Genomic DNA, 13,677 nt, shown 5'->3' on the forward strand with positions numbered 1-13,677 from the left:
CGGCTTCAGAATTGCTGCGACCGCTTTGCGTTGATGTCGCCGGGGCGCGATTCTCTGTTTTGAATCTCTCACCTCCACCACGTCGTCCTCTGTGAAGGCCGAGAATCCACGCCTTGCCTGCGTGACGAAGGCAAGGTGTGGATGGCACGCCTTCGCGTGCCATGACGGATCTTTTGGGTCGCAGTCCACTATTGGATCGTCATGCCCTACGCCGCCGCTCGTTTCACCACCGCGTCAGCAACGGGAGCAGCAACCGCGCGACAAGCGTCACCAATCCGCATCCCACAGTGTACCAAACAGCGACGTAAAGCGGATCGTCATGCGGGCAGGCAAAGACGAACACGAACGCACCCCAGGCCGCCGCGGCGATGCCCACCGCCAGGGCCGTGCCGCCAGTATCCGTCGGCGCCCCCCGCCGCATAAGAAGTCCGAGACCAATCACCGGCGGCACTGACAGAACGACCATTTTGTAAACGCACTGAAGGCCGTCATGCCAAGCCAGCCGGGCTGCCAAAGTTGGGATCCCGGCACGCGCCGCATCGACCAGCCATCCCGTCGCGAAGCACAAGGCGATGACGATAATGAGCAATCTCAGTCCGCGCCGTGGTGAGGTCGCCGGGTCCAATGACCAGATAGCCGTGACGCCGCCCGCGACCGCGATCAGGCCCATGCTTCCCAGCTTCCACCAGAATGACGGCAGACCCATCGCCATGTGCATATCCGGTCGCGCCTGGCCCATTCCCAGGAATAGTGCGAGCTCCAGGACGCAAAGAGCCATCAGCAGCAGCCCCTCGATTCTCGGGCTGCGGCGGCGAACAGGTTTGAGATCGCCCGCGAGGCGGTCGATCAGCTGATTATTCGGCATCTGATCGCCCTCGCACCACGGACGCCAGACGCGCCAAGCCACGATGAATATTGACTTTGACGAGTGAGACCGACTGGCCCGTTTTGGCGGCGGCCTCCTCGATGCTGAAGCCCTGCAGCTTGACCAGCCGAATTACTTCCGACTGCGCCGGTTTCAGGTCGCGCAGAAGACGCTCGAGAGATGTGGCGCTGGTGACCGCCTCCTCGTGATCGCCGACGGAGATCGTGTCGCTCAGCGCTTCCGTTGGCCGAGCTTTCATCGATCGCAGACGGTCGATCCACTTGTAGCGGGCGATCGCCGCAAGCCAGGGCCCGAATGGGCGCGCCGGATCGTAGGTATGCCGCTTCTCGTGAATTGCCAGGAGCGTGTCCTGAACAGCATCTTCGACCATCGAAGGAGGTAGGCGCCGGGCGAAATACTGGCGCAGCCAAACACGGATCTCACTGAGAAGGCGGTGATAGACCCCGCCATTTCCCGACTGCGCGGCCGCCATAAGCGAACCCCAGTCGCTATCGACCACGCGAGACTCCCGGCCTGGCGCGAGCATCACTACGACCGGGCGGACCCATCGAAGCAAGGTCGGCGACCCGGCACTCCTCGGCATTTGCGCGGCGACCATGGTCTCTCATTCGAAGACGAGGAGCCATGGGTTACACCTGCCTGTTCAGCGAGGAGCGAAGCTCGTCCGATGCTTCGCCCGGCACTCCGGCCAGGGTCAGCGCAGCGCCGCGTTCAGTTTATCGAGCGCGGCCGAGCCTGGGCACAGATCCGCTTCAACGAGCTCGTTGAACGGCGTCGAGACGGTGTTCATATAACCGTGCAAGTCGTCCGGTTCCTGATCGACATAGAGCAGACCGGTCACGATTTCCCCGGATGCGCGCCGATGCTGCAGGAAGCTGATCGCCGCCGCCCGGTCATGCACATCATAGTCGCCCGCGATCTTACGAAGCCGTAGCAGCGAGCCGTCATGCTGCTTGACCACCTCCACCGAACCAGGCGCGTAGTCGACCGTGATCTCCTCGCGTTCGGTGATGAAATCCAGATAGTTCACCGCCTCATTATGCTCGCGCACATAGTCGAAGCTTTTGGTCGAACCGACGTGATTGTTGAATGCGACACAAGGCGAGATGCAGTCGATGAAGGCGGCGCCTTGATGCGTCAGCGCCGCCTGGATCAGCGGCACGAGTTGGCCCTTGTCCCCGGAGAAGCTGCGCGCCACGAAGCCCGCACCGAGTTGCATCGCCATGCTGACAAGATCAATCGCCTCGTCATTATTGACCACGCCTCGTTTGCTTTTAGCACCCTTATCGGAGGTCGCGGAGAACTGGCCCTTGGTGAGGCCGTACACGCCATTGTTCTCCACGATGTAGACCATATTGACGCCGCGCCGCATGGCGTGGGCGAATTGGCCGAGGCCGATTGAAGCGGAATCTCCATCGCCGGAAACGCCGAGATAGATCAACTCGCGATTCGCCAGATTGGCACCGGTCAGGACGGACGGCATCCGTCCATGCACGCTGTTGAACCCATGCGAATTGCCGAGGAAATAGGTCGGCGTCTTGGACGAACAACCGATGCCGGAAAGCTTGGCGATGCGATGGGGCGGCAGGTCCAATTCAAAGCAAGCATGGACAATCGCGGCACTGATGGAGTCATGGCCGCAGCCGGCACAAAGGGTCGAGATTGTCCCCTCATAGTCGCGGCGCGTGAAACCGAGGGTGTTCGCGGCGAGGCCAGGGTGATGCAGCTTGGGCTTCGGCAGGAAGGTCATGGCGCGCTTCTCCGGATCGGCACGACGGTCGATGAAGCGTGCTCCTCGATCATTTCCACAATCATCCCCGCCGTGATGGGCGAGCCATCGTAGTGCAATACCCGCTGCAGCTTGGCCGGGTTGATCTCTAACTCGTTCACGATCAGCGTGCGCAGCTGCGCATCACGATTCTGCTCGACAACAAAAACCTTGTCATGCGCTTCGATGAAGGCGCGAACCTCCTCGCTGAACGGAAAAGCCCGAACCCGCATCAGATCGAGATGGACGCCCTGTTCCGCAAGGCGATCATCCGCCTCATGCATCGCGGCACTGGTCGAGCCATAGTAAATCGCGCCGAGACGGGTGGGCTCACGCGCCGCCCTTACCTCGGGCGCCGGAACAAGAGTCGCCGCCGTTGCGAACTTCCGCAGCAGCCGCTGCATGTTCTCTTCGTATGCCTCGGCCCGCTCGGTGTAGCGCGCGTGCCGATCCTTCGACGTGCCGCGCGTGAAGAACGAACCGCGCGTCGGGTGCGTGCCGGGATAGGTGCGGTAGGTAATGCCGTCACCATCAACGTCTAGATAACGTCCGAATTCGCGTCCGGCTTCCAGATCAGCGGCGGTCATGACCTTGCCGCGATCCATCTGGCGTGTGTCGTCCCATGTGAAGGGCCGCGTCAGCCGCTCATTCATGCCGATATCAAGGTCGAGCATGACGAAGATCGGCGTCTGCAACCGATCCGCCAAATCGAAAGCCAGCGCCCCGAATGTGAAGCACTCATGCGGATCTTCCGGCAGCAGCATCACATGCTTGGTGTCGCCGTGGGACGCGTAGGCGCAGGCCAATAGATCGCATTGCTGGGTCCGTGTCGGCATGCCGGTTGAGGGGCCGGCGCGCTGCACGTCAAAGATCACCGCTGGGATTTCAGCGAAATAGGCCAGGCCAAAGAACTCCTGCATCAGCGAGATGCCGGGGCCGGAAGTGGCGGTAAAGGCACGCGCGCCATTCCAGGCCGCGCCAATCACCATGCCGATAGAGGCCAGCTCGTCTTCGGCCTGCACGATCGCAAAGCGATTCTCTCCGGTTACCTTGTCCACCCGGTAGCGGGCGCAGTATTTCTGAAATGCTTCGGCAAGTGAGGAGGACGGCGTGATCGGATACCAGGCGGCGACCGTGGCACCACCGTAGACGGCGCCGAGTGCGGCAGCCGCGTTACCCTCGATGGAGATCCGGTCACCGACCGCGTCGGACCGCCGCAGCGTCAGGCCGATGGGGCATTTGAGGTGGGCTAGCGCGTAGTCTCGTCCCATATGCAGTGCATGAATATTGGGAGCGATCAGCTTATCCTTGCCCTTGAATTGTTCGCCGATCAGGGTCTCGAGTTCAGCAATGTCGATCTGCAGCAAGGCGGCCAGCGCGCCAACATAGATAATGTTTTTGAACAGTTGTCGCTGGCGTGGATCGCTATATTCTTTGTTGCACAGCTCGGTTAGCGGCATACCGATTACGACGATATCGTCGCGAAATTGGCTGGCGGGCCGTGGCTTAGTTGAATCGTAGAAAAGATAGCCGCCCGGCACGATGGAAGCGATGTCTTGGTCCCAGGTCTGCGGATTCATCGCAACCATGAGGTCGGTGCCTTCGCGGGCGCCAAGATAGCCGGCTTCCGAGATGCGCATCTCGTACCAGGTCGGCAATCCCTGAATATTGGACGGGAAGATATTGCGTGGCGCCACCGGTATGCCCATCCGGAGGACGGACTTGGCGAATAGCTGATTGGCACTCGCGGAACCCGAGCCGTTGACGTTAGCGAATTTGACTACGAAATCATTGACGCGTTGTAGGCTGTTAGCCGCATTCAATGCTTGGAGCATGCCGATCCCGCCTGTGCCACATCGAGAAGAAAGCGTTGCATATCCCAGGCACCGGTGGGGCAACGCTCAGCGCAAAGGCCACAATGCAGACAGACGTCCTCGTCCTTCACCATTACCCGCGCAGTCTTTAACGGACCGGAAACGTAAAGGTCTTGGGTGAGATTAACCGCCGGAGCATTGAGTCGCGTGCGCAGCTCGGCTTCCGGACCATTTTCGGTAAAGGTGATGCAGTCCACCGGGCAGATATCGACACAGGCATCGCACTCGATACAAGCCGCGTCGGAGAACACAGTCTCCACGTCGCAGTTCAGGCATCGCTGTGCTTCCGCGAAGGCCTGCTTCAGGTCAAAGCCAAGCTCGACCTCGGCCTTGATGTCGGCGAGGGCAATCGCCTTGTCCTGGTGCGGCACGGCGAAGCGCAGATCGTTCGAGACGTCGTTGTCGTAGCTCCACTCATGGATGCCCATCTTCTGGCTGCTCAGCCAGACATGCGGCGGCGGCCGGTTTTGCAGTTCCTCACCGCGGCAGGCGAGGTCGATCGAGATCGCCGCCTGATGACCATGCGCTACAGCCCAGATGATATTCTTCGGCCCGAAGGCGGCGTCGCCGCCAAAGAATACCTTCGGATGTGTCGACCGAAACGTGACCTGATCCACCACCGGCATGTCCCAGCGGTCGAACTCGAGCCCGATATCGCGCTCGATCCATGGGAAGGCATTCTCCTGGCCGACCGCGACCAGGACGTCGTCGCAGGGCATATGCACGTCGGGCTCACCGGCATTCATCAGCTTGCGCCTGCCCTTTTCGTCGATCTCAGCGCGCACCTTCTCGAACAGCACGCCGGTCAGACGGCCGTCCTCATGGGTGAACTCCTTGGGCACAAGGAAATTGAGGATCGGGATGTCCTCATGCATCGCGTCGACCTTTTCCCAAGGCGACGCCTTCATCTCCTCAAATCCGCTGCGCACCACGACCGTCACCTCGGTGCCGCCTAGGCGGCGGGCGGAGCGGCAGCAATCCATCGCGGTATTGCCGCCGCCCAGCACGATCACCCGCTTGCCAATGGCGGTGATGTGGCCAAAGGACACCGATGACAGCCAATCGATGCCGATATGAATATTGCCAGCGGCCTCCTGGCGGCCCGGAAGCACCAGGTCCCGGCCACGGGGCGCCCCTGACCCAGCAAAAACCGCGTCAAAGCCCTCATCGAGGAGCCCTTTGAGGCTATCGATTCGGGTGTCGAACCGGGTCTCGACACCGAGATCGAGCACATAGCCCACCTCTTCATCGATGACCTGCTCGGGGAGCCGAAATTTCGGGATCTGGCTCCGGATCATGCCGCCGCCGCGGCTTTCCCCGTCGAATACCACGACCTCATAGCCGAGCGGTGCGAGGTCCCGCGCTACAGTCAGGGAGGCGGGCCCAGCGCCGACGAGCGCAATGCGCTTGCCGTTGCGGGCCGTCGCTGGCGTGGGCAGCCTCGCCGAAATGTCGCCCTTGTAGTCAGCGGCGACGCGCTTGAGGCGGCAGATCGCCACCGGCTCTTCCTCGACCCGGCCTCGCCGGCAGGCAGGTTCGCAGGGACGATCGCAGGTGCGCCCCAGGATGCCGGGGAAGACGTTTGATTCCCAATTCACCATATACGCATCGGCATAGCGGCCAGCAGCGATGAGGCGGATGTATTCGGGAACCGGCGTATGCGCCGGGCAGGCCCACTGACAATCCACAACTTTATGGAAATAGTCAGGATTCCGAATATCGGTCGGTAGCAAAAGCACCCCCCAACTCCAGCCCGCTTACCAGCCTAGCGGGGCCGGGCAATCAAGCTGCTACAGGCTTAAGCCGATCTTTCGCGACATTATAATCCCGTCGCTTAGGCGGGAACACTAGGCGGAAAGGTGAACCCCAGCAACCATAGGCAGCTTGCGCCGGGCGCATGGCGGTCACCGGAAGAAGCTGGGGACTAGGTCAATCCGACGCTGTGCGGGCCACCGCGATCCCAGGCTACAGGGGGGCGCCTCAGAACTCCGTAATCGGGAGAAATGCCTCAAATTTGTTGACGGTCTTCCCCAGATATCCGATCTTCCGCCAAGCTCAACCGGACGGTCCAAAACACAATGCTCCTGTCCGAGTCGGGCCAATTCATGATAACCCTCACGCTGGGCCGGCCGACGAGACATCCTCGGCTAAGGTCAGCCAAGTCGGAGCTTATTTTTTGCCAGCTCAACCATAGACCAGGGTCGGAGCGCTCCTTTAGGTCACCATCTTCGATCAAAATCCCTTGAGTTGTTCGGATTTTGAATGCTTTATGGATCGACCTGGGAGATCTGCGTCCACGGTCGCGCCGACTAGATCGCCCGTCACACTTGCAACAGGATGCTACTGATGCGTAAACCTCGCTCTCCTCTGGCTCTAATTCTCGGGCTTGCCATGTCCGCCGCGGTTGTCACGGCGGCGTCAGCACAGGTGACCGGCTCTCCGGTCCCGGCCCCGGGCTCGGTAAACACCCTGACAGGCCAAAATGCAGGTACTGTCGGCAGCGGCGCCAACAATTCGGCCCCGTCTGGTGGACCGGCTTTGACCGGCACCCCTCACGTCAAGACCCACAAGCGCCACAACCGGCACATGTACGGCAAGAACTACAACTACATGAAGCATTCCAAGCGCTAACTCAGGATGAGCGGGCCGCGTATCTAGCGGTTCATCAGCGCAGAATCGGCGGCCGTCAGATCGCGGTGGGCATCCTTGGTGCCCACCGCGATCTGACTCAGCCGCAATCAATCCGGCCAACAGCGCAAACCCAATCCACAGCAGATCTGAAATTCCGCCCCGAGTCGCGGTCGATTTTTCGCGGCGATCGGAGTGGCCCTCGATGCTTCGGCCTCAGCCTTCGGGTGGCCGAGGGCGCTCAAGGCAACCGTCTCGAATGAGCGGAAAGACCAGCATGAGATATGCCTCGCTCTTCCTGCTCCTGCTCCTGCTCCTGCTCCTGCTCCTGCTCCTGCTCCTGCTCCTGCTCCTGCTCCTGCTCCTGCCGCCAGGGGCCACGCGCGCCGCTCAGGAACAGCCGGTGGAAGCGACCCGGGGCATGGTCGTTTCTTCCCAGCACCTGGCCTCGGAGATCGGAGTCGAGATCATGAAGGCCGGGGGCAACGCCATCGATGCCGCCGTGGCCGTCGGTTACGCTGAGGCGGTCGTCAATCCGTGCTGCGGCAATATCGGCGGCGGCGGATTCATGACCCTGCACCTCGCTGACGGACGGAATCGGTTCATCAATTTCCGCGAGACCGCACCCGGCTTGGCAACTCCGGATATGTATCTCGATTCGGCAGGCAAGGTCATTCCGGGTGCCAGCCTCTATGGCTGGAAAGCCGTTGCGGTACCTGGAACAGTGTTGGGATTGGACACCGCGCTTCGCGAATATGGCACGCTGCCTCGGGCCGAGGTGATGGGCCCAGCGATCCGCCTGGCTCGCCAAGGCTTCGTCTTGGTCCAAGGGGACACCGACCTCATCGAGATAGTGGCTCCCCAACTGCGCACGCGGCCGGACCTAGCCCAGATTTTCCTGCGGCCTGATGGCAATGCGCTGCAGCCTGGAGATCGGCTCGTCCAGCCCGAACTTGCCGACACGTTAGAAGCTATCTCGAAGAACGGATCAGACGCCTTCTACAAAGGGCGGATCCCGCAAGCGGTGGAGACTGCATCCGATGCCGCGGGCGGAATCCTGAAAGCCGCGGATTTCGCGAACTACACGATAAGCGAAAGCGAGCCTCTGAAGTGCAACTATCGCGGGTATCGGGTCTTTTCCGCGCCACCGCCTTCCTCGGGCGGAACGACGCTTTGCGAGATCCTGAATATCCTCTCCGGCTACAACATGAAGGCGCTAGGGTTCCACTCCGCCGCAGCCGTCCACGCGATTACGGAAGCCGAGCGTCACGCCTATCTCGATCGCAATACCTATCTGGGCGATCCGAACTTCGTCACCAATCCGGTTGCCCGCCTGCTGTCGCCGCAAAACGCCGCCGCCATACGCGCGGTCATTCCCGCGCAACGCGCTGGCGCATCGAACGAGCTTCGGCCCAGCACATCATCGCAGGAGAAGACGCAAACCACGCATTACTCGATCCTCGACAAGGCGGGGAATGCCGTGAGCGTCACCTACACGATCAATGGCGGCTTCGGCGCTTTCGTGATGGCCCCGGGCACAGGCTTCCTACTCAACGATGAAATGGACGACTTCACCGCGAAGCTTGGCGTGCCGAACAAGTTTGGATTGGTTCAGGGCGCGGCAAATGCCATAGCCCCAGGAAAGCGTCCCCTCTCATCAATGGCACCGACGGTGGTAACAAAAAATGGCCGGGTTTTCCTCGTGCTGGGATCACCCGGAGGGTCGCGCATCATTACGATCGTCCTGGAGACGCTGCTGGATATCTTGGACTATGATCTATCGCCGACCGCGGCCGTGAGTGCTCCGCGCTTTCATCATCAGTGGCTGCCGGACGCGATCGATACCGAGCCACTCGCTCTATCGGCGGATACCCTCAAAACATTGAAAGCGATGGGCTATGAGATACGCCCCGCGCGTCGCTGGGGCGCCATGGAACTCATCCTGGCCAAGCCGCACAAGCTTTACGGGGTAAACGATGATCGCAGCCCAGCAGGGGCGGCAGTAGGCTACTGATCACGCGGTCCCGCGATCCGACACGTACTCGGCACCAACCACCGCTTCTCCGGATTAGCCGCAGCAATCCAAGCAGGCGTGTTGGCTAGAGCAGCGACTTCGCCCGCTTCAGAACCTCCGAACAAACGCGTTGTGTCAGCTGCTCCTTCAAGGAGCTTCCGCCGAGTTGCACGTTCTGCCCGCCCGCCTGCAAGACGCCCTGACTGCCCTCGGTGAATTGGCTGGAGGAAGCCCCGCCCGAGCCTGTCACCTTGTTGACGAGAGCATCCTTCACCGAACTCGCCGACCCGCCGCTCACGAAATTGTTCTGAACGCAATATTGGAGGACACCGGCGATGTTGCTGGTGCTCGCCGAACCCACGGACGAGCCGGAGAGGCCGCCTAATCCACTCATAGCCGACCCTAGCGCACTGCCCTGGCCCGAGCCGGTGGCACCCTGGAGTGCGTTCAGCAATTGCGCCTGGGCGGGCACGCCTGGGATTGCAACGGCGAGAAGCGGCACTGCCAAGAGGCCCAGAAGCAGCTTTTTCATCGGACATCCTCGCATGGCTAGGCTCAGCAAGGTAGAACAGTGAGCATTCGACGCCCGAGGTCAAGAGCAAGAAATAATGCGATCGCCAATCTCGTGTGATCCGCCGACGTTGATGAACAGCTCTCGCGGTAGCGCTCCGCGAGCGTGTCTCATGTGATATTTGTAAGCGTGTGGAGCAGGACCACACGACAGATTACTGCTTCCCGAAGCTGGGTTCCTGAAGGCGGTCTTGTCGGTCTAACAGGATGCGGAAATTTGGCTTCCCAAATCGGCTACGAGACGATTCAATAGCCCTCAGTTGATCTGAGGACGTTTGCAAGTGCGTGGTGCCGATTATCAGACTCCTGCGATGTTCAGCTACGTCAGCCCCCAAGCATTGGTGCCACAAAATCATCCATTGCGAGCCATCCGCCCGCTGGTGAACGCCGCATTGCAGCGTCTCTCGCCGCAGTTCGATAAGATCTATGCCCCTGGCGGGCGTGATTCGATCGCGCCGGAGCGGTTGCTGCGGGCGTTGTTGCTGCAAGCCCTGTTCTCGGTGCGCTCGGAACGTCAGCTGATGGAGCAAATCACCTACAATATGATGTTCCGCTGGTTCGTCGGGCTGTCGATGGACGCGTCGGTCTGGGACGTGACGGTGTTCACCAAGAACCGGGAGCGCCTCCTGCAGGGCGACATCGCGCGCGGCTTTCTAACCGCAATTCTGGTGGATCCCCAGGTCAAGCCGCTGCTGTCGGACGAGCATTTCTCGGTGGACGGCACCCTGATCGAGGCGTGGGCCAGCATGAAGAGCTTTCGCCCGAAGGACGGATCGGGCGAGCCGCCAACATCGGGTCGCAACGGCGAAGTCGACTTCCGCGGCGAGCCACGCAGCAATCAGACACATGCCTCGACCACGGATGCCGATGCGCGGCTCTATAAGAAAGCAGCAGGCCAGGCTGCCAAGCTCTGCCACATCGGGCACGCGCTGATGGAGAACCGCAACGGTCTGGTGGTGGACACGTCGCTCACCAAGGCCACCGGCACCGCCGAACGTGAAGCCGCCATCGCGATGATCGGCGACCTGCCCGATGACGGGCGTATCACCCTGGGAACGGACAAATGCTACGATACTCAGGAGTTCGTCGCCGAGATGCGCCGGCTCGGCGTCACGCCGCATGTCACGCAGAACACCAAAGGACGCCGCTCGGCCATCGATGGCCGCACCACCCGCCACGTCGGCTACGCGGCCAGCTTAAGGGTCCGCAAGCGCATCGAGGAGGTGTTCGGCTGGATGAAGACGGTGGGCGGCTTGCGCAAGACGCGCCATCGCGGCACCGCCCGGGTCGGCTGGATGTTCACCTTTGTCGCGGCTGCTTACAATCTGGTGCGCTTGCCCAAATTGCTGGCTGCGGCGGTGTAGCCATGCCCGGAGTCTGTCCGAAGGCGTGACTCAGCCCTTCCGAATAGCGGAAACGGCTGTAATCCCCGTGCGGCACGCGGCCTAAACCGCCGGGACTCCCCACTCACCGCGGAATCCGGCCGATTTTCCGCAGCCTGCTAAACTCGCCTTAGCCACGAGGCCAGCTCATGTGCTTCAGAGGAGAAAGCTAGTGGAACAAAGACGTCTCGGCAGATCGGGTTTCATGGTGCCCGTTCTCAGCCTCGGTACGGGTACTTTCGGCGGCAAGGGTGAGTTTTTCAAAGCCTTCGGCACTACCGATATCGCCGAGGCTACCCGCCTGGTTGATATCTGCCTCGAAGCCGGCCTCAACATGTTCGACAGCGCCGATATCTATTCGGCCGGCGCGGCGGAGGAAGTGCTTGGCGGCGCGATCGCGGGTCGGCGCGAGAAGGTGATCATCTCCACCAAAGCTACTTTCCGTAATGGCCCCGGTCCAAATGATGTCGGCTCTTCACGCTTCAACCTGGTCCGCGCTTGCGAACTCGCATTGAAGCGTCTGGGTACCGACTACATCGACATTTTTCAGTTGCATGGCTACGACGCTCTCACCCCGGTCGAGGAAACCCTCTCCGCACTGGACGACCTCGTGCGCGCCGGCAAGATCCGCTACGTCGGCGTTTCGAACTTTTCAGGCTGGCACCTCATGAAGTCGCTCGCGGTCGCAGAGCGCTACAATCTGCCGCGCTACGTGGCCCATCAGGCGCACTATTCCCTCGTTGGCCGCGACTATGAATGGGAATTGATGCCGCTGGGCGTCGAGCAGGGCGTCAGCGCGATCGTCTGGAGTCCGCTGGGCTGGGGTCGTCTGACCGGCAAGATACGCCGCGGCCAGTCGCTGCACGCAAACTCACGCCTGCATGTGACCGCCGAAATGGGACCGCCGGTTCCCGACGAATTTCTCTACACGGTTGTCGAGGCGATCGATCAAGTCGCGGAGGAAACCGGCAAGAGCGTGACGCAAATCGCGCTCAACTGGTTGCTGCAGCGGCCGACGGTCGCGAATGTTATCATCGGCGCGCGGAACGAGGAGCAACTCCGGCAGAATCTCGGTGCCGTCGGCTGGAACTTGACGGCCGAGCAGGTCGCGCGGCTCGACAAGGCCAGCGAGCGGACCTTGCCATACCCCTATTGGCACCAGCGGAGCTTCACTGAGCGCAATCCTGTTCCGGTCTAGCGGAGCCCAGGCGAGAGCAATCGTTTCGCGAGCTCCTCCCACTCCTCCTCCAGCGAGACGGCGGGCATCGATTGGCCAGCCCGCCGATACCAGTAGCCTGCATTCGCTACGTCGCCTTCCTGCCGGTGCAGAAAGGCGTGAACCTGATCGCAGCGCGGGTCGCCTTCCCGCTGCTGCGCGCAGCCATGGGCTTGGTCCCATTCGCCCTTGCCGGCCCACCACAAGGCCGCCAGGGCCAGATCCACATCATCGGGAGGCACGGCGGCGGATAAACTGGCCCGGAAGGCTTCAACGCTCAACATTTTCATATTTGATTCCAGTGTCATCGGTGACGCCCGTTAGCCGGCGAGGAAGCGCTCATATTCGTTCCAAAGTGTCGTGCCCCTAAAGCCTCCGATCCGACTTGATTTTTAGTGCGCCCACGGCGCGACACGTTGACATTCACGATAAAGCGATCTGTCCTTCGTGAGAACGACCCGTTGGGCGGTTAGCCGTGCCAGCGAGCGTCGAGTGAATGATCACAAGGGGGAACATCTCGTGATGACAACATCAAGGCGTGGCTTTCTTACGGGAAGCCTTTCGATGGTGCTTCTCCCGTCTCTCGCCCTTGCTCAGTCGGGCAATCCGGTCACCGCGCCGATCGAGCAATTCAGCGCAGTTCTGCTCAACGTCATGAAGGCGGGGAACAACACGCCTTTTCCCCAGCGCTACCAGATGCTCGCGCCTGCGGTCGATGCGACCTTCGACCTTGAGCGCATCCTCCGCATCTCGGTCGGGTCCTACTGGGCAGGCCTGCCGCCCGATCAACAGCAGAGGCTGCTGCAGGTTTTCCGTGCTTTCATCGTCGCGACCTATGTGTCCAATTTTCACTCCTACCGAAATCGGCGAATTATTGTGTTCCCCGCCACACGAGCGGTCGGCTCTTTTCAGGTGGTAACCAGCACCATCAACAAGCCTAATCGCGATCCGGTGCGAATCGACTATGTCATGGGGCAGAGCGGCGGAGGCTGGAGAGTCCAGGACATCCTTCTGGATGGGACGATTAGCCGCGTGGCGGTTCAACGGTCGGACTTCGCCTCGCAACTGTCAGCAGGCAATGCAAGCCGGCTGATCGCCACGCTCTCCCAGAAAGTTTCCCTCCTGTCGCATGGCACAGTGAGGGTTTAGAGCGCCGTCCTCGTCGCTCGATTCTTTAGGATTGGGTCCGGTTGAGGACGTTTGGCGTCCCGCTCGGCACGACTTCCGAGCGGCAGCGGTGAGGTGTCGATCTATCGGCCGTCTGCCCGGCGTCGCGTAAGCCTCGCCTATCGCATGCGTGCTTGTCGGGGTCTGGCGCCCCTGCGGCAACTGCCAACAC

12 protein-coding genes are annotated in these 13,677 nt (G+C 61.2%); 5 read left to right on the forward strand and 7 right to left on the reverse strand.

Annotation, left to right across the window (positions count from 1 at the left end):
• Positions 1 to 223: 223 nt before the first annotated feature.
• From GSQ92_RS27660 to GSQ92_RS27680, 5 genes are all read right to left on the reverse strand, one after another.
• The gene (locus tag GSQ92_RS27660; RefSeq protein ID WP_158806576.1) at positions 224 to 865 is read right to left on the reverse strand and encodes an NrsF family protein; all 642 of its coding nucleotides are present in this window, start codon (positions 863 to 865) and stop codon (positions 224 to 226) included.
• Complete coding sequence (locus GSQ92_RS27665; RefSeq protein ID WP_254065977.1) at positions 855 to 1,385, reverse strand: sigma-70 family RNA polymerase sigma factor; 531 nt, start codon at positions 1,383 to 1,385, stop codon at positions 855 to 857. The genes GSQ92_RS27660 and GSQ92_RS27665 overlap by 11 nt, the downstream gene beginning before the upstream one ends.
• 195 nt (positions 1,386 to 1,580) lie before the next feature.
• The gene (locus GSQ92_RS27670) at positions 1,581 to 2,636 is read right to left on the reverse strand and encodes a 2-oxoacid:ferredoxin oxidoreductase subunit beta (protein ID WP_158806575.1); all 1,056 of its coding nucleotides are present in this window, start codon (positions 2,634 to 2,636) and stop codon (positions 1,581 to 1,583) included.
• The gene (locus tag GSQ92_RS27675) at positions 2,633 to 4,489 is read right to left on the reverse strand and encodes a 2-oxoacid:acceptor oxidoreductase subunit alpha (RefSeq protein WP_158806574.1); all 1,857 of its coding nucleotides are present in this window, start codon (positions 4,487 to 4,489) and stop codon (positions 2,633 to 2,635) included. The genes GSQ92_RS27670 and GSQ92_RS27675 overlap by 4 nt, the downstream gene beginning before the upstream one ends.
• Positions 4,474 to 6,267 carry an FAD-dependent oxidoreductase gene (locus GSQ92_RS27680; RefSeq protein WP_254065976.1) on the reverse strand — a complete coding sequence of 598 codons (1,794 nt, stop codon included), beginning with the start codon at positions 6,265 to 6,267 and terminating at the stop codon, positions 4,474 to 4,476. The genes GSQ92_RS27675 and GSQ92_RS27680 overlap by 16 nt, the downstream gene beginning before the upstream one ends.
• A 607-nt stretch (positions 6,268 to 6,874) precedes the next feature.
• Between GSQ92_RS27680 and GSQ92_RS27685 the strand changes: the two genes are divergently transcribed.
• Complete coding sequence (locus tag GSQ92_RS27685) at positions 6,875 to 7,159, forward strand: hypothetical protein (protein WP_158806573.1); 285 nt, start codon at positions 6,875 to 6,877, stop codon at positions 7,157 to 7,159.
• 274 nt (positions 7,160 to 7,433) lie between these two features.
• A complete protein-coding gene (ggt, locus tag GSQ92_RS27690) occupies positions 7,434 to 9,170 on the forward strand; it encodes a gamma-glutamyltransferase (RefSeq protein WP_159014703.1) in 1,737 nt (578 codons plus the stop codon).
• 85 nt (positions 9,171 to 9,255) lie between these two features.
• Here the strand turns inward: ggt and GSQ92_RS27695 are convergent, their stop codons facing one another.
• Complete coding sequence (locus GSQ92_RS27695; RefSeq protein ID WP_158806571.1) at positions 9,256 to 9,702, reverse strand: DUF2501 domain-containing protein; 447 nt, start codon at positions 9,700 to 9,702, stop codon at positions 9,256 to 9,258.
• Positions 9,703 to 10,021: 319 nt separating this feature from the next.
• Between GSQ92_RS27695 and GSQ92_RS27700 the strand changes: the two genes are divergently transcribed.
• Complete coding sequence (locus GSQ92_RS27700) at positions 10,022 to 11,104, forward strand: IS5 family transposase (protein WP_159014704.1); 1,083 nt, start codon at positions 10,022 to 10,024, stop codon at positions 11,102 to 11,104.
• 190 nt (positions 11,105 to 11,294) lie between these two features.
• Positions 11,295 to 12,320 (forward strand): aldo/keto reductase, encoded by a 1,026-nt coding sequence (locus GSQ92_RS27705; protein ID WP_158806570.1) that lies wholly within the window; start codon positions 11,295 to 11,297, stop codon positions 12,318 to 12,320.
• Here GSQ92_RS27705 and GSQ92_RS27710 read toward each other — a convergent pair.
• Positions 12,317 to 12,628 carry a hypothetical protein gene (locus GSQ92_RS27710; protein WP_254065974.1) on the reverse strand — a complete coding sequence of 104 codons (312 nt, stop codon included), beginning with the start codon at positions 12,626 to 12,628 and terminating at the stop codon, positions 12,317 to 12,319. The two genes, GSQ92_RS27705 and GSQ92_RS27710, sit on opposite strands and share 4 nt — an antisense overlap.
• 232 nt (positions 12,629 to 12,860) lie before the next feature.
• On the opposite strand from GSQ92_RS27710, the gene GSQ92_RS27715 reads away from it, so the two are divergent.
• Positions 12,861 to 13,487: an ABC transporter substrate-binding protein gene (locus GSQ92_RS27715; RefSeq protein WP_158806569.1), complete on the forward strand. Its 627-nt coding sequence runs from the start codon at positions 12,861 to 12,863 to the stop codon at positions 13,485 to 13,487.
• Positions 13,488 to 13,677 lie beyond the last annotated feature (190 nt).

The sequence above is a fragment of the Acidisoma sp. S159 genome, from assembly GCF_009766125.1.
GTDB lineage: Bacteria > Pseudomonadota > Alphaproteobacteria > Acetobacterales > Acetobacteraceae > Acidisoma.